Source organism: Empedobacter sp. UBA5036 (assembly GCF_002415215.1).
GTDB lineage: Bacteria > Bacteroidota > Bacteroidia > Flavobacteriales > Weeksellaceae > Empedobacter > Empedobacter falsenii_B.
Genome location: NZ_DICC01000053.1, coordinates 34,025 through 54,382, shown reverse-complemented (window position 1 = coordinate 54,382; position 20,358 = coordinate 34,025). Strand labels below are relative to the sequence as shown.

The window sequence follows — 20,358 nt, the reverse complement described above, 5'->3', positions numbered from 1 at the left end:
AGAAATTTAATTTATTTCTCATCCAAGTAAGTATTGTTGTGCTTACTTGGAATTTTTTAACATCACACACATGAAAAAATATATTAGTTTAAGTTTAGTTTTAATCATGACAATGATAGGTTTTGCACAACAAAATTTATCAATTATGTCTTACAATATTAGATTAGCGTCTGTTGATGATGGCGCAAATCATTGGAATATTCGCAAACAAAAATTGGTTGATTTAATCAAGTATTATGATGCTGATTTTGTTGGTGTACAAGAAGCGCAAGTTCCTCAGTTAGATTTTATCAAACAAAATAATTCGAGTTTAGATTTTATTGGATCTCCTCGAAATGATGATAAAAATGCTGAATATTCTGCTATTTTCTACAAAAAAGATCAATATAAAGTTTTAGAACAACATACTTTTTGGTTATCAGAAACGCCAGAAAAAATGTCGAAAGGTTGGGATGCTTCTTATTATAGAATTATCACTTACGGATTATTTCAAGATAAAAAAACGAAAAATACATTTTGGATAATCAATACACATTTTGATAATGATGGAAAAATTGCGCGTCAAAAATCGTTAGAAATGATTGATAATTTAATTCAAAAGTTAACTGAAAAGAAAAACGTTCCAGCATTTTTTATGGGAGATTTTAATATGAATCAAAACGATGAATCTGTTAAATATATTCAAAACAAATATTTAGATACTCGTCTAAATGCGCAAATGGTTTATGGACCAGATTTTACATGGGAAGATTTTAAATTCAATGTAAAAGGAACAGAAATTTTAGATTACATTTTTTACAAAAAGAATTCAAAAGTAACGTGTAAAAGTTTCAATACGATTGATGATTTCTACGATTTCAAATATCCATCAGATCATTTACCAATTTTAGCCAAATTTTTAATTCAATAATAATTATGACAAAATCACATTTGAAATATCCTCTTATTGCAGCTTTATTGTTAAATTATTTTGCCGTAAATGCGCAAGATTTTAAACTTTCGAACAAGAAAATCGAAATATATACAACTGCTAAAAATACGAATCAACGTATCGCAAAATGGACAGATAAGTTAGCTGTAAAAAAGTTTCCACAACCAAAAGAAACAGATATTGCAATTTTTATTGATCCAAAACGTAAATTCCAAAAATTTGAAGGAATTGGAGGAGCTATCACAGATGCTTCAGCAGAAGTTTTAGCAAAATTGCCAAAGAAAGCGCAACAAGAAATTATCAAAGCTTATTATAGCGAAAAAGAAGGAATTGGTTATTCGTTGATTAGAACAACAATAAATTCGAGTGATTTTTCGAGCGATAGTTACACGTATGTAAAAGATAATGATAATGAGTTAAAAACTTTTGACATTGCACATGATTTGAATTATAAAATTCCGATGATTAAAATGGCAAAAGCAGAAATGAAAGATGCTTATCGTTTATATGCAAGTCCTTGGAGTCCGCCAGCTTGGATGAAAACGAATAACAGTATGTTAAAAGGAGGTTCTTTGAAACCTGAATATTACCAAACTTGGGCTAACTATTTTGTGAAATTTATCGAGAATTATGAGAAAATTGGTTTACCAATTTGGGGAGTTTCTATTCAGAACGAACCAATGGCAACGCAAACATGGGAATCGTGTATTTATACAGCTGAAGAAGAACGTGATTTCTTGAAAAATAATTTAGGTCCGACTTTTCACCAAAAAGGATTAAAAGACAAAAAAATTATTGTGTGGGATCATAACCGTGATTTAATTTACCAGCGTGCTTCAACTATTTTGAATGATCCTGAAGCTGCTAAATATGTTTGGGGAGTTGGTTTTCACTGGTACGAAACATGGAACGGAAGCGTGAATTTATTCAATAATGTAGCGTTAACTCACGAAGCTTTCCCGAATGTTAATCTAATTTTTACAGAAGGTTGTAAAGAACAATTTGATTACAATCAAATGGGAAATTGGGCATTGGGTGAAAAATATGGTTACAATATGATCAACGATTTTAACTCCGGAACAGTTGCTTGGACAGATTGGAATGTTTTGTTGGATGAAAAAGGAGGACCAAATCACGTAGGAAATTTCTGTTTTGCACCAATTCATGGTGATACTAGAAATGGACAAGTTACGTATACAAATTCGTTTTACTACATTGGTCAATTCTCAAAATTTATTCGTCCAGGTGCGCAAAGAATTGCAGCATCGTCTAATCGTTCAGATTTAATGACGACTTCTTTTGTAAACAAAGACGGAAAAGTTGTGGTGGTTGTGATGAATCAAACAGATAAACCTTATCAATATAATTTATGGATAGAAGGAGAAGCTGTTGAGGTGAATTCGCAAGAACATTCGATTAGCACAATCATTATTTCGTAAAAAAATAGAATAATTAAAGGGAAAATTATTTATAGTAAATTGCTTGACAAATTGACAACGTAAGAAGTTAAAGTCAAGCAATTTTTATTTAAAATAGAAGAAAATGAAATATTTAGTTGCCTTATTTTTAATGATAAGTTATACATATGCGCAGAAAACGATAGTATATGATAAAAAAAATAATTTAGCATTTGATATTTATTATCCGAAAAACTATAAAGAGAATCAAACCTATAATGTATTTGCTTGGGTACACGGAGGCGGATTTTCAGGAGGAACAAGAGCGGATAAAGAAGAAATTGAACGAATGAAAGATGCTCAAGAAAGAGGTTTCGTAGCTGTTTCTATCTCGTATAGATTATTGGCAAATTCTTCGGCTGGTTTTGGGTGTGATTTGCCAAAACAAGAAAAGTTGATGATTTTTAAAGAAGCCTCTTTTGATGTTTTAACTGCGCTAAATTTTATTCAAAATAATTCAAAAGAACTTAAATTCTCGATTAATAAATTAATTTTAGGAGGAAGTAGTGCAGGAGCGGAGACTATTCTAAATGCTTATTATTTGAGAGATTTATGGTACGGAAATCAATTCAATCAAGTTAAAATTGATGGATTAGTAAGTTATGCAGGAGCGATTGTAGACAATCGTTATGTTACAAAATCGAGTGTTTTGCCAACAGTTTATGTACATGGTTTAAGCGATGATGTTGTACCAGCTTACAATGCGCCACACAGAAGTTGTTTGGATAATCAACAAGGGTTTTTTCCTTTAAATGGTTCTGCTACTTTAGAAGATTTGAATAGAAAATATAGTCAGGCATCTTTTGCTATTTTCTCTAATTCAGGAAAACATGAATGGTCTGGATTAAGAAAGCAATATTTAGACGAAGTTTTCAATTTTATTAATCAATCAATAATTGGAAATAAAAAAGTAAATAATCGAATAATTGTTGACTAATAAAAATATAAGTACATGATAAATTATTTAATGATTATAAATATAAAACAAACAAAGAGCAAAATTTCTTCTGCTCTTTGTTAAATAACCTAACCAACTTTATACTATGAAAAATCTGTATAATCTTTAAACTCCTTTGTTACGAATCACAAATAAGAATTGTAAATTTAGAAATACAATTATTGTTTTAAATTGATGTAGATCAAGAAATAATAATTAAACAAAATGTAGAATCTGATTCAGTTTTAGCTAATGGAACAATGACAATCACTCGAAAATCTGATAAAAAAAACTACAGTGATAAATTTTGAAGGAGGAACAGCTTGTTAATTCTTAAATAAAAAGACAAAGCAATTTGCTTTGTCTTTTATAGTTAGTTTTTGAGGATAAAATTAGAAATGACTTCTACTAATTCTATATTTATTGGAAGTTCTGGGTTGTTGTAAGAAGATAAATCATCTTTTGAAGTAACATTTTTTAAAACGTGATTCATCCCTTTGATAATAACAGCAGATTTAGGAGATAGGTTTTTAGCGTTCTCCGTATCAACTTGAATATCCATATCACCTTGAATCACTAAAAAAGGAATAGTTAATTTATTGATTTCATTTACAGGATTATATTTAATCCAAGAAATTAAATAAGGTTGTACACTTTTACGAAATAATGAAGATAAATTAGGATTAATATTATTTACAGTATTTCCATTTTTCAAAGAATCTATAATAGCATACGATTCGGTTTTTAATTGTTCAGGAAGTAGATTTAATTGTTTTTTAAGTATTTGGTCAATAGATTCTCCTGCACCAGAAATCGAGATGAATTTGTCGACATTTTTTGAAGATGCAAGCATTCCAATTAATGAACCTTCGCTGTGTCCAGCTATTGAAATAGAACCAAATCTTTTATCTTTTTTTATGAAAGTTATCCAATTCCTTGCGTCCTCAACGTAATCATCAAATGTAAGTTTAGACTCGTCCAAATTAGCAATAGAACTTTCTCCGATTCCTCTTTTGTCATAGCGAATAGATGCAATTCCTTTTTCAGCTAAACTATGAGCTAAATATTTCAAAGAGTTATTAATCATCATATTATTGTTTCCATTTCTATCTGTTGGTCCAGAACCAGAAATTAATAAAACAATTGGTATTTTAGATTTTGCATTTTGAGGTAAACATAATGTTCCAAATAATTTAACTTGATTTTCGTTAAGTTGAATATCTGATTCTGTGAAATCATTTTTTGATTGACCAAAAACTGTAGAACAAATAAGTATAAAGAAAAATAAAACTTTTTTCATATTTTTTGTGGTATTAATAATGATAATATTGTGGTTAAAACAATGATAAATAACAAGGTAGCAATGAAAGCAAAAACTTGTTTTGTATTTTTCATGTTTGTAACAGTTTTGAAACCTATGTATAAAAAATAGAGCATTATACACAAGAAAAATATCGCGATAAAAGCTACAATTACAAGTACAATCATTGTTGGAGCTTCGTGCAAAACTTCGAGATTATTTGTTGTAACTCCTTTCAAAACCTTGTCCATACTTTTGTTGACAATTGGAATAAAATCCGTTATGAATACAATGTAATAAGCGATTCTTGAGATTAAAACAACGTTTACAATGTCTATAATTCGTGTTCTGTTATTGATGATTTTTCCTAAAATGTAAAATATGAGGATTGCAATTACTAAATTTCTCGTATTTTGATACAACAAATCGAGATAAGAATAAGAAATTCCATTTTTCTTAATGCTTAAAAAATCAGGGAAAAAAGATTCAGTAATATTGGCGATATAAGTGAAAAGGAAATGCGAAAATAGTCCAATAATGAACAGTATTTTTTCATCGAAATATGCAAATGGATTAAGGAGTTTCTTTATCATTTTTTAGTGTATTTATTGTGTTAACAAATTCATCTGGCTGATCGCAGCTCACCAAATATTTTACATTTTCTAATTCAATAGCAACAAGTTTTGTACGATTTTTTATATTGCATCGATAATTGTCCATAGATCTTCCTATCAAACCCATAAAACCTCTGCATCCAACGATTATCAAATTATTTTGAGATTTTCTTGTAATAATTTTTATTTCATTTATCGGAATAGTTATCGTTTTTATTTTTGAAATAAGATAAATATTATTCAAATCAACTTTAATTTTATTTAAAGAGATTAAATAATAATACGCAAACAATGGATAAATAATGATTGCATAAATCACCGCAACATATACTTCTGTTTCTTTAAACAATATTCCTCCAATTAAGATTAATAATACAATTAAAATAGCAGTTGTAACCTTAAAAAATAGCGACATCGATACTGAAAATTCTTTATTCATCGGACATTGTTTTTATTTTATTAATCAAATCATCTACTTTATTTCGCATGGTTGGATAGCTGACTTCAAATTCTTTCGCCATGTCTTTTAAACTTCCTGAGTTGACAAAGAATTGCATAATAAATGCTTGTTCTTCATTTGTAAGTTTCAGAAATAAAGGAAGTTCATAGTTTCCTACAACTTGTGTTTCGCAATGGTTGCAAATTAATTTTTCGACCGCTAATTCTTCGGCACAGCTGGGACATATAACAGGAAGTTTTTTCATTTGGTTAAATAATATTAAAATTAATTTTAATAAAGTTAAATGAAAGTTTAATTAATTCAAAATTTGAAATCATATTTTTTCAACTTTAATATTATTGATACATTTGCAACCTAAGTTTTAGTAAAATGAATTTTAAGAAATTAGCCCTTGCAGCATTGGCGTTAGGGACAACAGCATATATCGTTAATCACAATAAGAAAAATGTAAAATATAAACCTGCTCAAAATTTTGATTTAGGTGGATTTTTAGGGCGTTGGTACGAGATTGCACGTTTGGAAAATAAAGCACAAAAAGGACAAACAAATGTGACGCATCGTTTTAATTTGAACGAAGAAAATGGGCAATTGGAAGTGATTGTGCGCGGCTACAATGCGAAGAAAAAAGGGTGGGAAAAGATTGAAGGAATTGCAGCACAAGATATCGAAAATGTTGGGTTGTTCTCGACAACGTTTTTACCAATTTTAGCAAAAAAATTATATGTAATCGATTTTGATAAAGATTACAATAATGTATTAGTTGCAAGTGAAGATTATAAAAAGTTATGGATTCTATCGCGTAAGAAAGAGATTTCGGATAAGGTAAAAGACAGATTTTTTGATTCGGCAAAGAAAGTAGGATTTGATCCAAGTAAGTTAATTTGGCCTTCTCAAGTTCCGATTGCGAAATAAGATTATTTATTTTTAAGACATAAAAAAACCTCGAGAATTTCTCGAGGTTTTTTGTTTTATTATTTTTGGTTTTTCTTTTCCCAATCGATCGGGAAATTACAACTTTGGTATTCTTTTCCAATTTTAATGTAAGCATCACCAACTTGACGTTTTACCCAATCCATCAACAATGTACGTTCTTTATCTTGAACCGCAAATTTCTGAATTCTATAGTAATCATCTTGATAATTGATTTTATGCTCTGGATAAAATTTATTGATTTTTAAGATTCTTAAAGCTTTTCTGTTATCAAAATCATCTTCGAAAACTTGAGAAATATCTCCTTCATTTAATGTTGCAATTGCTGTAAACATTGGTAGAGGCAAAGCCATTTTCTCGAAACGATCGTCACCAGAATTTTGGTTCATGATATTTCCTGAGTTAAATTTTGTGTATTTATCATCAGAAAATCTTAATGCAGCATCTTTAAATGTCATTTTTCCGTCGTTAATTAAAACTCGAATTGAATCTAATTTATTATAAGCCTTTTTTATTTCGTCTTCTGTTGGTTTCAACGTAATCAAGATATGGCGCAAATCTAATTCTTGTCCACGACGTTTTTCTAACTTAATAATATGATATCCAAAATCAGTTTTGAATGGATCAGAAATTTCACCTTCTTGTAAGTTAAACGCCACCGCATCAAACTCTTTTACCATTTTACCACGAGAAACTTTTTTGTATTCACCTCCGTTACTTGCAGAACCTGGATCTTCTGAATATAAAATTGCTTTCGTTGCAAAAGAAGCACCTTCTTCAATTTCTTTTTTGATTTCTTTTAATTGATCAATAATCTTTTGTTGATTTTCTTGCGAAACTTCAGGATAAGTTACAATATGGCTAATCGAAACTTCGTCTTTTACGTCTGGTAACTCACCTTGGTGTTTTTCGAAAAACAAACGAACTTCTTCTGGCGTAGCATCAGCACCTTTTACAACCATTTCTCTTTTGTTACGTGCATAAATATTATCTTCTACGATATATTTAGTTTCGTTTTTCATTTCCGCCATTGTACGGAATCCGAAATAGTCTAAAATTTGTTTTTCTCCTCCAGCTTGAGCAATCCAACCTTCGATTTGGTTGTTTAATTGACGAGTTACCTCATCTTGTGTCACTTTGATTAAAGTATCTTGTTTTGCACGATCAACCAACATTTTGTCTAACATAATGTCATTTAGGAAATCACATTTGTCTTCGACTTGCATCCCTTGTTGTTTTGACATTAAATAATCTCGATCTACATCAGACTCTAAAACAATCTGATCTCCGACAACAGCAGCTATACCATCTACTTTAGCAAGACGTTTTGGTGTTGGTTTTGCTGTTTGTGCAAAAGTATTTACCGTAAATAATGCTGCAATTAGCAACATCATACTCGATTTAAATTTCATATACTTTAATTTCATTTTAATATTCTAAGCTCGATAAAAAAACTTACCGATGAGCAAATTTAACTTTTTTTGTTAAAGTCCAACATATTTTAATTTCCTTTAACAAAAGAATTGATTTTTTAGTTTATTGTTAAGATTAAACTAAGCCAAATGTACGCAAAGAAACATTCCAAGCAGATTCGAAATCAAAAAGATTCAAACCATGTTTTTCTTTGTGCTCATTTGCGAAACTAATTAATTTCTCGGTTGGCATATTTCCGACCATATCACTTTTTGACATTGGACATCCGCCCAAACCTTTTATAGCGCCATCAAAACGACGACAACCATTATCATAAGCGGCTTGTACTTTGGAATGCCATTCGGTATAAACGGTATGAAAATGTGCGCCAAATTCAATTTCTGGATAATGAGGAATCAAATTTTGGAACAAATCAACAATTGTTTTTTCGTCTGCAACACCAATTGTATCTGATAGATTGATTGAAGAAATTCCGATATCCGCCATTTTTTTAGACCATTCTTTTACGATTTCTTCATTCCAAGTTTCTCCATAAGGGTTTCCAAACGCCATCGAAAGATAAATTAACATATGTTTACCATTATCATTTGAGATTTGGTTGATTTCTTTCACCATTTCAAACGCTTCTTCACGACTTTTATTCGTGTTGAATTGTTGAAAATTCTCTGAAATAGAAAAAGGAAATCCAATAATATCCACTTTTTCGTGTTCTGCAGCTTTCATTGCGCCACTTTTATTGGCAACAACAACAGATAATTTCGATTTTGAATTGGTTTTATCAATATTATCTAAAACTTCTTTTGTGTCCGCCATCTGTGGAATCGCTTTTGGCGAAACAAAACTTCCACAATCTATCGCTTCAAAACCAACAGTCAATAAACGATTTAAGTAATCGATTTTCTTATCAGTTGGAATAAAATCTTTGCGTCCTTGCATTGCATCACGAGGACATTCAATAATTTTAAAAGTTAGCTCACTCATTTTTTTGGTTTATTTGCGCCTTAAAGGTAGATAATTTAGTAATTTTGACAAAAATTAAAACGCAATGCAAACAGAATGGAGAGAAAAGTTGGTAACACGCTTTTTGAAATATGTTAAAACTTACACTGAAAGTGAAGCTTTTTTAGATAAATTTCCAAGTACAGACCGTCAATGGGATTTAGCAAATTATTTGGTTGAAGAGTTAAAACAAATCGGTTTAGAAGATGTTTCAATAGATGAAAACGGGTATGTTTTTGGATATGTTCCTTCTACAGTTGATCACGAAGTGCCTACTATTGGTTTTGTTTCTCATATGGATACATCGCCAGATTTTTCTGGAGAAAATGTACAACCTCAAATTTGGGAAAATTACGATGGTGGAGATATCAAATTGAACGAATCAATGATTTTATCACCAAACGAGTTCCCTGAATTATCTCAATATAAAGGTCAAACAATCATTACAACTGATGGTACAACATTATTAGGTGCTGATGATAAAGCTGGTGTTGCTGAAATTGTAACAGCTGCAGAATATTTGATTGCTCATCCAGAAATTAAACATGGACGTATTGCTATTGGATTTACACCTGACGAAGAGGTTGGTCGCGGTGCAGATTTCTTTAATGTAGAGAAATTTGGTGCTGAATGGGGTTACACAATGGATGGTTCTGAAATTGGAGAATTAGAGTACGAAAACTTTAATGCTGCATCTGGAATTGTTACAATCAAAGGTAAATCTGTTCACCCAGGTTATGCAAAAGATAAGATGATTAATGCATCTAATATTGCGATGGAGTTTGCTGCACAATTACCAAACGACGAAGTTCCTGAATTAACTGATGGTCGTGAAGGATTCTTCCATTTAGCTAAAATCACAGGAAATGTATCTGAAGCAAAAATGGTGTACATTATCCGTGATCACGATATGGAGCAATATGAAGCGCGTAAAGCTTTATTCTTACAAATTGCTGCTGATATTCAAGAGCGCTTTGATCATGAAGTAATTACAGCAGAAGTTTCTGATCAATATTTTAATATGATTGAAAAAGTAAAAGAGAAATTTCAATCAGTTGAAATCGCAGAACAAGCTTTGAAAGACTGTGGAGTTACACCAAATATCAAACCAATTCGTGGTGGTACAGACGGTGCTCGTTTATCTTTTATGGGATTACCTTGTCCTAATATCTTTGCTGGAGGTCACAATTTCCACGGACCTTACGAATATGTACCAGTAGAATCTATGGAAAAAGCAACAGAAATTATTGTACGTATTGCAGAATTAACAGCTGAAGGAGCGAAATAATTCTTACAATATATCTTAAAAATAACTTAAGTTTTCTTTTTTGGTTTAAATTTTGTGTAATTTCAAATCAAATTAGAAAACTTTTTTATGAAAAATATCGTATTGTCAGCAGCCGCTATATTTTGTTCAACTTTTGCATTTGCGCAAGAAGAGATAAATGTTGGAGATTTTAATATCTTAAAAGTTTATGATAAAATTCCGGTTGAATTAATTTCTTCAAATGAAAACTTAGTAAAAATAGATGGAGTTAATGCAAGTGATGTTCAAGTTGAGAATAATAAAGGTGAACTGAAATTGAAAATGACAGGAACCAAATTGATGCAAGGAGGAGAAGCAACGGTTAAGGTTTATTACAAATCGTTATACGAAATTCAGGCAAGTCAAGGTTCTCGCATTTATTCTGATGATGTCGTAAAATCGCAAGCATTGTATTTGACGTCTAACGAAGGTTCATCTATCAAATTACCAATCGAAACATCAAAATTAGAAGTCAAAATAAATTCTGGTGCAGAAGTAATTTTAACTGGTGATACAGAATTTCAGACTGTAATTGCAAATTCTGGAGGAAAATATTATTCGAAAACATTAAATTCTGATACAGCAAGTTTAACAACAAATGCTGGTGGTGTAATAGAAGCGAGAGCAGAGAAATCTGTAGAAGCAAAAACTAGAGCAGGTGGAGTGATTGATATTTATGGTAATCCAACGCAGCGTAATCAGAAAAAATTAGCTGGCGGAAAAATTAATTTTAAATAATTAAAACTTTAACAATAATAGAAAAGCAACGATTAATTCGTTGCTTTTTTTGTTTGATACAACAAGTAAATCAATTCGACATATTTGCTATAACTTATCGTTCCTTCTTGATTATTTGCCTTCAAAAACTGATTATTTAATTCAGAAAAAGTATCGCTCGTAGCGCCTTCATATTTCAAATAATGTTTTAATTCGGCTTTTCTGTCTTGCTTTATTTTAGAATGCATATTATCCAATTCCATTTTCACAAAATACGGATCAGATTTGTAAATAGCGCCTAACAGTGTGTAAATACTTTTGTAATAAACAGAATAATTAATTTCAGGATTTTTAGATTTTGTGCCTAAATAATAAGCCAAAAAATTAGCTTCACTTTCTGATGCAAATCCCATTTGATGCCCATATTCGTGAAAAAGCGTAGCAGGTTGTTTCAAATTTGTATTGTATCGATTCAGATTTGCTTCTACCGTAAAAGGATTATAGTACCCCAAAATTCCCATATAATTTTGCATTTCCGAAATCCAAGATAATTTGTAATGTGTATCATTTAATAATCGATAATTTTTCAACCATTTTATATTTTTTACTTGAGATTGTAAAGCAAAAAACTCTTGGTTATACTCTTCTAAATCTGATTTGAATTTTATCGTTGTTGTCGAATCATTGTGTTCGATTAAATTTCTTGCTGATATTGCTTTATCAAGTTCGTAGCAATAGATTTTTTTCAGAATTTTAGGTTGAATAACGATTTTTTCTTTGTCAATCGTTAATGTTTCTTTTTTGTACATCACGCCCCAGGCAAACGTGTAAATAAAGTAAATACAATTTACAAAAATCATAATGTAATAAATTGAATGCGAAACTTTTTCTTTTGATTTAAAAAAACTTCGAATCAATTTAAAAATCAGTACAAAACCGATTATTCCAATGATTAAATAAAATAATTCTCCAACAGGAAAATGAACTGAATTTGTTATTCTTGTAATAAATCCTGAAATTGGAAATGTAAGATGATTCACGATAAAATCATCAACGCTTTCTATTGAAAATAGTACCGAAAATAAAATAATTTGAAATAGAAAGATAAGGATACTTCGATAAGTTTTATTCAACTTCTTTAGCATATTGATTGGCGATATAACTGATATAAATTAACTGAAAAGTGTGGTAAAGCATAATCGGAATCAAATAAATACCGATATCTCCCGTGAAAATAACCGCTGCAATTACCGAGCCATGAACCAATGATTTTTTAGTCGAACAAAATTGAATTGTGATATCATCTTCTCGATTAAAATTCATTTTCTTACCAATCCATTTTGAAAGTTTGAAAAAGAAAAAGAATAACGCAACTACAATTATGAAAACTGCCAACAACGGAAGAACGCCTAATTTTGTAAATAATCCATCCAAAAAAGTATGACTAAAACTGTTGTAAACAATAAGTACAATGGTTAGTTTATCTAAATTACCGAATTGCTTTTTATATTTATTGTAAAAGAACCCTAAATAAGGTTGAAGAAGAGCTCCGATAAAAACAGGTAAAATAATTTTAAGAACTAAATCCAAAAAAGTTCCTAATAAATCAAATTCACCATTACTTTTTGATAAAAACAAACTCATCCAAAGCGGTGTAACAACAATACCTATTAGTCCAGAAATACTTGCGTTAAAGATAGCACTTGGTATATTTCCTTTCGCAATAGAAACCATTACAACTGACGAAGAAACTGTACTTGGTAACGCGGCTAAATAAAATATTGCGACATACAGAGTAAAATAAATTGGGTAATTTTTTATGAAAGGATAGAAACACAAGACTAATAATGGAAAAAATATAAATGTGATGGATTGAATCAAGACATGCATTTTCCAATTTGCTAAATCCTTGAAAACTTCTTTCCAATTAAGTTTTAACCCATAAAAAAAGAATACTAGAATAACGCCAATATCAATTACTGTGTTCAGATTAAAATCTTTGTAAGACCACAAACTAATATCAGGGAAAAAATAGGCAACAACAATGGCTAGAAATAAAAATAGAATAAAAGGGTCGGGTAATTTGTTTAAAATTTTCAAAATCAATAAAATTTAAACAAAAATAATAAATAAGATTATAAACATTTATTAAATATTTATGACTTTACTTAAACACAGTAACTGTATAACGTTAACTATTTGTAAATTCAATAACTTTTTTTTATATTTGTACTTACATACCTTAAAACTAACTTATGAATACATGCCTACAGTGCAACCAAACACTATTTGGTCGAAAAGACAAAAAGTTCTGCAATGATTTTTGTCGTAATTCTTATAATAATAATCTTAATCGAGATAAAGTTGAAATTGTTCGTAATATTAATAACAGATTAAGAAAGAATAATCGTATATTGAAAACTTTATTAGATGAAGGAATTCGTTCGGTAAATAAAACCGAATTGAGTTTGAGAAACTTTGATTTTAAGTACATTACAAATGTAGATGAATCAAAAAACGGCACGATTTTTTATGTGTACGATGTTGGATACCAAGAGTTAAACGAAGAAAATTATTTATTATTTCAGGAATAAATTTTTATTTTTTTATTGAAAAAAGCGCGTCAACATGTTGATGCGCTTTTATATTTTAACTAAATCTATTCTTTTTTATTCGTTATATTTTATATGACTAATTTCTGTGGTAATTAAGTTTAACTTTCTAAAATAACTTAACTTTGCGCCACGATGAAAAAAGATATCAATCAACTTGATCCGAAAGAATTTATTCTGATTAAAGGTGCAAAATTGCACAACTTAAAAAACATTGATTTAGCGATTCCAAAAAATAAATTGGTCGTGATTACTGGGATGTCTGGTTCTGGCAAATCTACTTTGGCTTTTGATACGCTGTATGCGGAAGGTCAGCGTCGTTATGTCGAAAGTTTGTCGTCTTATGCACGTCAGTTTTTAGGAAAATTAGATAAACCGCAAGTTGATTATATCAAAGGAATAGCACCAGCAATAGCGATTCAGCAAAAAGTAAATTCAACAAATCCACGTTCTACAGTTGGGACAACAACAGAAGTTTATGATTATCTAAAGTTGTTGTACGCACGAATTGGAAAAACATATTCGCCGATTACAGGAGAATTAGTTCAAAAAGATTCGGTAACGGATGCGATTGATTATTTACAAACTTTTGGGGCTGAAACTAAATTTATTCTTCAAATAAAATTGGTTGTGCCAGAGGAACGTTCGTTTGCAGAGCATTTGAATATTCTTCAACAACAGGGGTTTACACGTTTGAGTGTCGATGGAAATCAAGTGAAAATTGAAGATTTAATTTCATTTAATTTCGAACCTCAACCCGAAAATGATGTTCATCTTGTCATTGATCGTATCGCTTTGCCAACAGAAGATGAAGAATCTTTTTATCATCGTTTGGCAGATTCTATCGAGACAGCTTTTTTCGAAGGAAAAGGAGAAATAGCGATTGTAAATGCAGAAGATAATTCGGTAAAATATTTTTCTAATAAATTCGAATCAGATGGTCTGATTTTCAATGAACCAACGATTCATTTCTTTAGTTTCAATAATCCTTATGGGGCTTGTCCAACTTGCGAAGGTTATGGGAAAGTAATCGGAGTTGAGGAAAATCTTGTCGTTCCAAATAAATCGTTGTCAATCTACGAAGATGCAGTTGTAGCTTGGAAAGGTGAGAAAATGGGTGAGTGGAAAAATCATTTTATCAAACTTTCTCAAAAAGTAGATTTTCCAATTCATAAACCTTATTTTGAGTTATCCGAAGAGCAAAAAGATTATTTGTGGCACGGAGATAATGATTGGGAAGGATTGGATGGTTTCTTCAAAATGGTTGAGGAGAATACATACAAAATTCAATATCGTGTAATGTTGTCGCGTTATCGTGGTAAAACAACTTGTCCGACTTGTAAAGGAAAGCGTTTGCGTAAAGAAACAAATTACGTGAAAATTGCAGATAAATCAATTAATGATTTGGTTGATTTACCTTTGAATGAGTTGAATGATTTCTTCACAAGTATTACATTTAATGAATATGACCAGCAAATAGCGGGTCGAATTATATACGAAATTAAGTCGCGTTTAACGTTTTTGTTAGATGTTGGTTTAGAATATTTAACGCTAAATCGTGCTTCGAATACGTTGTCTGGTGGAGAATCACAACGTATCAATTTAGCAACTTCTTTGGGAAGTAGTTTGGTTGGTTCGATGTATGTGTTAGACGAGCCTTCGATTGGTTTACATTCGCGTGATACAGCGAAATTTATTACGATTTTACATCGTTTACGCGATTTAGGCAATACAGTGATTGTGGTAGAACATGATGAAGATATTATGAAAGCTGCCGATTATATCATCGATATTGGTCCTGAAGCAGGAACAAATGGAGGTGAAGTAGTTTTTGAAGGAACCTATGATGAATTATTAAAAGGTGATACATTAACATCTAAATATTTGAACGGAAAATTAGAAATTGAAGTTCCTAAAAAACGTCTAAAATCTCCTAATTATCTAAAAATTATTGGAGCAAGAGAAAATAATCTAAAAAATATTGATGTTAAATTTCCTTTGAACGAATTAACTGTGATTACAGGAGTTTCGGGTTCAGGAAAATCGACGTTGATGAAAGATATTTTAGCACCAGCCGTTCAGCGTCATTTCGAGATTTTTGGAAATAAAATCGGTGATTTTGATGAGTTAGTTGGTGATTTGAAACAATTAGAAGGTGTTGAGTTAATCGATCAAAATCCAATTGGAAAATCTTCGCGTTCTAATCCTGTGACTTACGTAAAAGCCTACGATGATATACGAAATTTATTTGCTAATCAAAAAGCGAGTAAAGTGATGGGATTTCAACCAAAACATTTTTCGTTTAACGTAGATGGAGGACGTTGTGATACATGTAAAGGAGAAGGAACGATTACCATCGAAATGCAGTTTATGGCTGATGTAGAGCTGGTTTGTGAAGATTGCCATGGCGAACGTTTCAAGAAAGAAATCTTAGAAGTTAAATTCGAAGGAAAATCGATTTCAGATATTTTAAATCTAACAATTGATGAAGCAATTGACTTTTTTGCAACGCATCAACAAAATAAAATTGTCGAAAAGCTGAAACCATTACAAGATGTTGGTTTGGGTTATGTAAAACTTGGGCAATCGTCGAATACGCTTTCTGGTGGAGAGGCACAACGTGTGAAGCTGGCTTTTTTCTTGACGAAAGGAGAAACGACAAATAAAACCTTGTTTATTTTTGATGAGCCTTCTACAGGTCTGCATTTCCATGATATTCAGAAGTTGATTAAAGCATTACGTGCTTTGATTGATTTGGGACATTCGGTTTTTGTAATCGAACATAATATGGATATTATCAAAGTTGCCGATTGGGTGATTGATCTTGGTCCAGAAGGAGGGAAGAAAGGCGGTTATTTGGTTGCCGAAGGTACGCCAGAAGAGATTGTCAAAGTAAAAGAGTCCTACACAGCTCAATTCTTAAAAGAGAAATTATAACAGAAATAAAATAAATTATTAAAACCGAGTTTAGTTCGGTTTTATTTTGCGTTACATTTTGGGTGATGATAAACAGGGAAATTGCACGAATTCGCAATAAAACACAATTCGTTTGCTTTTTTATGAAGTGAAAGCGCCAACTCGATTTGTGATGAATTAGAAATAATGATTTCAGGAAATAAATCTACTTTTATAATTTTTCCACTTCCATCAGGATTCACTTGCAATGTGGCCTCCGAATGATCTTGGTAAGAAATTACTTCGATTTTATGTTGTGTACAACAATATAAATACGACATCATGTGACAAGAGGTCAAACTACTCAAAAGCAAATCTTCTGGATTGTATAAGTTTGGATCACCTTTGAAAGTTTTCGCAGCAGAAACTTCTAAATCAGGTTTTCCTTCAATCGAAATGTAATGACTTTTTGTATAAATTCTGGTTGAAGAATCTGTTTGAGGCTCTTTCTTAATCCAATTTAGGGCAACTTTAAATAAATGATTCAAGGCTTAATTTTTATCAAAAATAATCTTTTCTAAAAGAAAAACACAACTGAGAATCCTCAATTGTGTTTTCAAAAAATGTTATAATTTATCTACTATTTACTTTCTTAAATAGACATTTCCATATTTCGAAGAAAATTCTTGCAATGGCTGTTTACCTACGTTTGCTGCAATTACAGAATGAAAATTATCTGATTTTATAGTTTTGATTGCAAAATCTAGATTCGTGTACATCTTCCCAAAAAAAGTTTCCACTTTTATTTCTCCAATTTGTTTTGCATTCATTGTTGCATCTACACTTCCATATGTTGATTGTGCAATAATCGGTGCATCAAAATTGATAACTTCAATTGTTCCATACGTTGATTCGATAGTCGTTTTCATATGTTCAGGAACTTTGATTTCCAATGTAATATCCATTTGTACACCTGTAGAAACCGAAGAGGATTTAATGTCATTTGCATCAATATATTTTTGATAGTCCTCTTTGGTTTGAAATTGTTTTTTCTCACTACCAAAAGTCGCTGTCACCTGATGTGGAATATCTTCTAGTTTTACAACTTTACCTTCGATGGTTTTTCCTTGACTGTTTTTGCTTTCAGTTAAGTTGAAATTCGAGTCATTTTTACCATTATTGATATTAACATTTCCAGAGATACTCACTTCGTTTTGTTTCCATGTTGTGATTTTAACGATTTGTGGATAATCAAATTTTAATGTTAATTCTTGACCTTTTTCAACTGAAAAATTCTTCTGAATTTTTGTTTGAGCGATTGATAAATTTGCCAATAAGCCCACTGCTAAAGATAAAATTACTGTTCTCATAACGCTCTCAAATATATTTTACTATAATCTGATCTGAAAAGGAAACTTGTTCCTCCGCCATTTAATGTTCCTGTTGCTTGATTGTTAATTTTTATCATTTCAGATGATTTATCAACTGTTTCTAATTTTAACGATAATTCAGGTGCAATCAAAATATCACCAAACGAAGTTGTTAATTTTACATTTGCTTTAGATGATTTCGGAATTGAAGCATCCACGTGACCATAGATAGATACAAGCGACAAAGGACCTTTTACATTTTGACTAAATTTAGCATCGATAGAACCATAAATCGTGTTGATTGTTGCAGGTCCTGTTACATTTTCTAACACTACATTGTTGTAACTTGCAGTTGCTTCAACTTCGTTTTCGATATTTTTGAATGTAATGGTACTTCCAAATTGAGATTGATGATTAAATGAAATTGTTACACCTTTTGGAACTAAAATTTTGATATTTGGAGGTGTCATTTGTTGTAGTTGTTTTACCTCGATTATACCATTTTTTTCTACAACATTTATTCCTAAATCAGTGTTGTCCTCAAGTCCTAATGAGTTGATCGAGCGCAATCCTTTTGCTCTTTCGTCATTATCTCGCGATCTTGTTTTTGTAGAAAAAACAATTTCGTTTCCGTTGTAACCTTCTACTGTTACTCGTCCAAGATCAAGGTTCATTTTTCCTTTACTTACAGCTAATTTGTACGTTTTCGAATTATCTTCATTCGCACTTTTCGATTCATTTTGTGCAAAAGTGTACGTAGACATCATCATAAAAGATGCAGCTACCAAAAATATTTTTCTTATCATTTTTTGATTTTTTTGTTAATTATTATTTTCTAAAAAGAACCGCGTACGCTTCGTCTTTCACAAACGGTTTTGTTGTAGGATCCAACACCATTTCTTGTAATTTATTTGTTAATTTCAAATCGATTTGATCGTTATTGATATGCGCAATCATTCCTATTAATTCCATTTGTACCATCGGATCATCTTGTTTCATAAAAATGTCTGTTAACTCTTTTGAAACGTCCGATTTAGGTAATTTTGAAGCAAGCGCTTCGAGTGCATTTAGTCGCACAATTGTATTGTTGTCATTTAAAGCTAAGTGGTATAAACTCTCTTTCAAATTGTGATCAATACTTGGTAAATCAGTTATTTTTGCAATTGCATCAATACGATTACTTGTTGATTCTTGATCATTTAATGAACTTAAAATTTCATTTTTAAGTGCTTCATCTATACCAATTAGTTCTTCTTTTGGTTGAACAATTTTTTCAACTTTTTTCTCTTTCTGAATTGTTACAAACTGAATTTCTTTTTTATTTTGTTCAGTTTTAATTTCAGTTGGATGAACAATTTCTGGTTGAATTTCTTCTACTTTTTTAACCTGCTTTTCTTTTACAATTTCAATTGTTTTTGGTGAATTTACTTGATCATTTTTTAATAAAAAATATCCACCAACACTCAATAAAACAAGCGCAGAAGCAGCAATACTCCAATTTTGAATTCTCCATTTCTTAGGCTGTTCAATTACCAAAGTTTTTTCTTCCTGTTTAGGAATCTCAGCCTGAATTCTTTTCCATAATTCTGCAGAAGGTTCTTTGTTTTCAAAGGCTTCTCTGTTTTTTTCGATATGTTTTTTTAAAGAATCATTCATTGCAAACGGTTTGTTGTAAGGTTTCGTAAATTTTCTTTTTTGCACGATGATATTTACTTCTCACCGTGTTGTGGCTCAATCCCAAAAGTTGAGCAATGTCTTCTTGCGGCATGTCTTCGAACAGAAATAGATTCACAATTGTTCTTGTATCCGTTGGTAATTCTTCAATTGCTTGTTGCAATTCTTCAATTTTACCATCCAACATTTGTTTTTCTTCCATGCTTTCTTCGCTGTCATCAATAATATTTGCTCCAGCAACATCAGAAAAATAAACTTTGTTTTTTCGTAAATGTGAAATTGATTTATTAATCGCAACTCTACTGAACCAAGCACCCAAATTTTCGATGTTTTTCAACTTTTGAATATCAGAGAAAAGTGAAATAAAAATTTCTTGTGTCAAATCTTCCGCATCAGAAACTTCTGTGACCAAACGATAAACAGAATTGTAAACTGATTTCGAATAGCGATGATAGAGCTGAGTATAGCCAGCCTCTACACCAGATTCGCACCAATCTAATAGTTGTTTATCATTTATTGAAAAATTTTCTTTCTCCAAAATTTTCAAGGTTTCATTGTTGTTTCTATTGTATAGACGCAGCAAGTTTTTGAATGTTGCATCAATTTTTAAAAAAGTTTTTGAAATTTAACAATTATTGAATTATTCACCCTGATTTTCAGTGATAATAAGCAAAATTAAATTTCTAAAATTATCCTATTCATCTATATTCTTGATTATTTTT

21 protein-coding genes are annotated in these 20,358 nt (G+C 30.8%); 8 read left to right on the top strand and 13 right to left on the bottom strand.

Annotated features, from left to right (window positions below):
- Positions 1–70: 70 nt before the first annotated feature.
- From B4J88_RS09770 to B4J88_RS09760, 3 genes are all read left to right on the top strand, one after another.
- Positions 71–910 (top strand): endonuclease/exonuclease/phosphatase family protein, encoded by an 840-nt coding sequence (locus tag B4J88_RS09770; RefSeq protein ID WP_221855166.1) that lies wholly within the window; start codon positions 71–73, stop codon positions 908–910.
- A gap of 5 nt (positions 911–915) precedes the next feature.
- Positions 916–2,370 (top strand): glycoside hydrolase family 30 protein, encoded by a 1,455-nt coding sequence (locus tag B4J88_RS09765; protein WP_219034584.1) that lies wholly within the window; start codon positions 916–918, stop codon positions 2,368–2,370.
- A gap of 103 nt (positions 2,371–2,473) precedes the next feature.
- Complete coding sequence (locus tag B4J88_RS09760) at positions 2,474–3,325, top strand: carboxylesterase family protein (protein ID WP_219034585.1); 852 nt, start codon at positions 2,474–2,476, stop codon at positions 3,323–3,325.
- Positions 3,326–3,698: 373 nt separating this feature from the next.
- Here B4J88_RS09760 and B4J88_RS09755 read toward each other — a convergent pair whose 3' ends face one another.
- The 4 genes from B4J88_RS09755 to B4J88_RS09740 are packed head-to-tail and all read right to left on the bottom strand — an operon-like array spanning position 3,699 to position 5,943.
- Positions 3,699–4,625, bottom strand: a complete 927-nt coding sequence (locus tag B4J88_RS09755) for an alpha/beta hydrolase (RefSeq protein WP_291053337.1) — start codon at positions 4,623–4,625, stop codon at positions 3,699–3,701.
- The gene (locus tag B4J88_RS09750) at positions 4,622–5,218 is read right to left on the bottom strand and encodes a hypothetical protein (protein WP_291053334.1); all 597 of its coding nucleotides are present in this window, start codon (positions 5,216–5,218) and stop codon (positions 4,622–4,624) included. The genes B4J88_RS09755 and B4J88_RS09750 overlap by 4 nt, the downstream gene beginning before the upstream one ends.
- Positions 5,199–5,678, bottom strand: coding sequence for a PH domain-containing protein (locus B4J88_RS09745; RefSeq protein ID WP_286495495.1), 480 nt, complete (start codon positions 5,676–5,678; stop codon positions 5,199–5,201). Before B4J88_RS09745 ends, B4J88_RS09750 begins: the two co-directional genes overlap by 20 nt.
- Positions 5,671–5,943: a DUF2089 family protein gene (locus B4J88_RS09740; protein ID WP_038331614.1), complete on the bottom strand. Its 273-nt coding sequence runs from the start codon at positions 5,941–5,943 to the stop codon at positions 5,671–5,673. The genes B4J88_RS09745 and B4J88_RS09740 overlap by 8 nt, the downstream gene beginning before the upstream one ends.
- Positions 5,944–6,068: 125 nt before the next feature.
- Between B4J88_RS09740 and B4J88_RS09735 the strand changes: the two genes are divergently transcribed.
- Positions 6,069–6,611 carry a lipocalin family protein gene (locus B4J88_RS09735; RefSeq protein ID WP_219034590.1) on the top strand — a complete coding sequence of 181 codons (543 nt, stop codon included), beginning with the start codon at positions 6,069–6,071 and terminating at the stop codon, positions 6,609–6,611.
- Between the two features lie 59 nt (positions 6,612–6,670).
- On the opposite strand, the gene B4J88_RS09730 is transcribed toward B4J88_RS09735, so the two are convergent.
- Both B4J88_RS09730 and B4J88_RS09725 read right to left on the bottom strand, forming a co-directional pair.
- The gene (locus B4J88_RS09730) at positions 6,671–8,041 is read right to left on the bottom strand and encodes a peptidylprolyl isomerase (RefSeq protein ID WP_291053327.1); all 1,371 of its coding nucleotides are present in this window, start codon (positions 8,039–8,041) and stop codon (positions 6,671–6,673) included.
- Positions 8,042–8,177: 136 nt separating this feature from the next.
- A complete protein-coding gene (locus tag B4J88_RS09725; protein ID WP_125350348.1) occupies positions 8,178–9,044 on the bottom strand; it encodes a hydroxymethylglutaryl-CoA lyase in 867 nt (288 codons plus the stop codon).
- A gap of 64 nt (positions 9,045–9,108) precedes the next feature.
- Here B4J88_RS09725 and pepT point away from each other — a divergent pair, with 64 nt between their 5' ends.
- Complete coding sequence (pepT, locus tag B4J88_RS09720; protein ID WP_115000674.1) at positions 9,109–10,350, top strand: peptidase T; 1,242 nt, start codon at positions 9,109–9,111, stop codon at positions 10,348–10,350.
- An 87-nt stretch (positions 10,351–10,437) separates the two neighbouring features.
- Positions 10,438–11,106 (top strand): head GIN domain-containing protein, encoded by a 669-nt coding sequence (locus B4J88_RS09715; protein ID WP_280061376.1) that lies wholly within the window; start codon positions 10,438–10,440, stop codon positions 11,104–11,106.
- Between the two features lie 32 nt (positions 11,107–11,138).
- On the opposite strand, the gene B4J88_RS09710 is transcribed toward B4J88_RS09715, so the two are convergent.
- Positions 11,139–12,230, bottom strand: a complete 1,092-nt coding sequence (locus B4J88_RS09710) for a DUF3810 family protein (RefSeq protein WP_291067480.1) — start codon at positions 12,228–12,230, stop codon at positions 11,139–11,141.
- The gene (locus B4J88_RS09705) at positions 12,211–13,185 is read right to left on the bottom strand and encodes a bile acid:sodium symporter family protein (protein WP_291067478.1); all 975 of its coding nucleotides are present in this window, start codon (positions 13,183–13,185) and stop codon (positions 12,211–12,213) included. The genes B4J88_RS09710 and B4J88_RS09705 overlap by 20 nt, the downstream gene beginning before the upstream one ends.
- Positions 13,186–13,340: 155 nt before the next feature.
- Between B4J88_RS09705 and B4J88_RS09700 the strand changes: the two genes are divergently transcribed.
- Both B4J88_RS09700 and uvrA read left to right on the top strand, forming a co-directional pair.
- Positions 13,341–13,679: a hypothetical protein gene (locus tag B4J88_RS09700; RefSeq protein WP_180906674.1), complete on the top strand. Its 339-nt coding sequence runs from the start codon at positions 13,341–13,343 to the stop codon at positions 13,677–13,679.
- A 153-nt stretch (positions 13,680–13,832) separates the two neighbouring features.
- The gene (uvrA, locus tag B4J88_RS09695) at positions 13,833–16,634 is read left to right on the top strand and encodes an excinuclease ABC subunit UvrA (protein WP_291067474.1); all 2,802 of its coding nucleotides are present in this window, start codon (positions 13,833–13,835) and stop codon (positions 16,632–16,634) included.
- A 41-nt stretch (positions 16,635–16,675) separates the two neighbouring features.
- Here the strand turns inward: uvrA and B4J88_RS09690 are convergent, their stop codons facing one another.
- The 5 genes from B4J88_RS09690 to B4J88_RS09670 form a co-directional block, all read right to left on the bottom strand.
- Complete coding sequence (locus B4J88_RS09690) at positions 16,676–17,140, bottom strand: OsmC family protein (RefSeq protein WP_286495493.1); 465 nt, start codon at positions 17,138–17,140, stop codon at positions 16,676–16,678.
- 96 nt (positions 17,141–17,236) lie between these two features.
- The gene (locus B4J88_RS09685; protein ID WP_291067472.1) at positions 17,237–17,962 is read right to left on the bottom strand and encodes a hypothetical protein; all 726 of its coding nucleotides are present in this window, start codon (positions 17,960–17,962) and stop codon (positions 17,237–17,239) included.
- Positions 17,959–18,768 carry a hypothetical protein gene (locus B4J88_RS09680; protein WP_038330640.1) on the bottom strand — a complete coding sequence of 270 codons (810 nt, stop codon included), beginning with the start codon at positions 18,766–18,768 and terminating at the stop codon, positions 17,959–17,961. Before B4J88_RS09680 ends, B4J88_RS09685 begins: the two co-directional genes overlap by 4 nt.
- Before the next feature lie 22 nt (positions 18,769–18,790).
- Positions 18,791–19,618 (bottom strand): hypothetical protein, encoded by an 828-nt coding sequence (locus tag B4J88_RS09675; RefSeq protein WP_219034596.1) that lies wholly within the window; start codon positions 19,616–19,618, stop codon positions 18,791–18,793.
- Positions 19,611–20,174: an RNA polymerase sigma factor gene (locus B4J88_RS09670; protein ID WP_221855759.1), complete on the bottom strand. Its 564-nt coding sequence runs from the start codon at positions 20,172–20,174 to the stop codon at positions 19,611–19,613. Before B4J88_RS09670 ends, B4J88_RS09675 begins: the two co-directional genes overlap by 8 nt.
- Between the last annotated feature and the right edge of the window lie 184 nt (positions 20,175–20,358).

Excerpts from the sequence above, each read along its gene's own strand:
- B4J88_RS09725 (WP_125350348.1), bottom strand. The coding sequence starts at position 9,044 with ATGAGTGAGCTAACTTTTAAAATTATTGAATGTCCTCGTGATGCAATG.
- B4J88_RS09760 (WP_219034585.1), top strand. The coding sequence starts at position 2,474 with ATGAAATATTTAGTTGCCTTATTTTTAATGATAAGTTATACATATGCG.
- B4J88_RS09735 (WP_219034590.1), top strand. The coding sequence starts at position 6,069 with ATGAATTTTAAGAAATTAGCCCTTGCAGCATTGGCGTTAGGGACAACA.
- B4J88_RS09770 (WP_221855166.1), top strand. The coding sequence starts at position 71 with ATGAAAAAATATATTAGTTTAAGTTTAGTTTTAATCATGACAATGATA.
- B4J88_RS09765 (WP_219034584.1), top strand. The coding sequence starts at position 916 with ATGACAAAATCACATTTGAAATATCCTCTTATTGCAGCTTTATTGTTA.
- B4J88_RS09675 (WP_219034596.1), bottom strand. The coding sequence starts at position 19,618 with ATGAATGATTCTTTAAAAAAACATATCGAAAAAAACAGAGAAGCCTTT.
- B4J88_RS09755 (WP_291053337.1), bottom strand. The coding sequence starts at position 4,625 with ATGAAAAAAGTTTTATTTTTCTTTATACTTATTTGTTCTACAGTTTTT.
- B4J88_RS09745 (WP_286495495.1), bottom strand. The coding sequence starts at position 5,678 with ATGAATAAAGAATTTTCAGTATCGATGTCGCTATTTTTTAAGGTTACA.
- B4J88_RS09680 (WP_038330640.1), bottom strand. The coding sequence starts at position 18,768 with ATGATAAGAAAAATATTTTTGGTAGCTGCATCTTTTATGATGATGTCT.
- B4J88_RS09700 (WP_180906674.1), top strand. The coding sequence starts at position 13,341 with ATGAATACATGCCTACAGTGCAACCAAACACTATTTGGTCGAAAAGAC.
- B4J88_RS09685 (WP_291067472.1), bottom strand. The coding sequence starts at position 17,962 with ATGAGAACAGTAATTTTATCTTTAGCAGTGGGCTTATTGGCAAATTTA.
- B4J88_RS09730 (WP_291053327.1), bottom strand. The coding sequence starts at position 8,041 with ATGAAATTTAAATCGAGTATGATGTTGCTAATTGCAGCATTATTTACG.
- B4J88_RS09750 (WP_291053334.1), bottom strand. The coding sequence starts at position 5,218 with ATGATAAAGAAACTCCTTAATCCATTTGCATATTTCGATGAAAAAATA.
- uvrA (WP_291067474.1), top strand. The coding sequence starts at position 13,833 with ATGAAAAAAGATATCAATCAACTTGATCCGAAAGAATTTATTCTGATT.
- pepT (WP_115000674.1), top strand. The coding sequence starts at position 9,109 with ATGCAAACAGAATGGAGAGAAAAGTTGGTAACACGCTTTTTGAAATAT.
- B4J88_RS09740 (WP_038331614.1), bottom strand. The coding sequence starts at position 5,943 with ATGAAAAAACTTCCTGTTATATGTCCCAGCTGTGCCGAAGAATTAGCG.
- B4J88_RS09710 (WP_291067480.1), bottom strand. The coding sequence starts at position 12,230 with ATGCTAAAGAAGTTGAATAAAACTTATCGAAGTATCCTTATCTTTCTA.
- B4J88_RS09715 (WP_280061376.1), top strand. The coding sequence starts at position 10,438 with ATGAAAAATATCGTATTGTCAGCAGCCGCTATATTTTGTTCAACTTTT.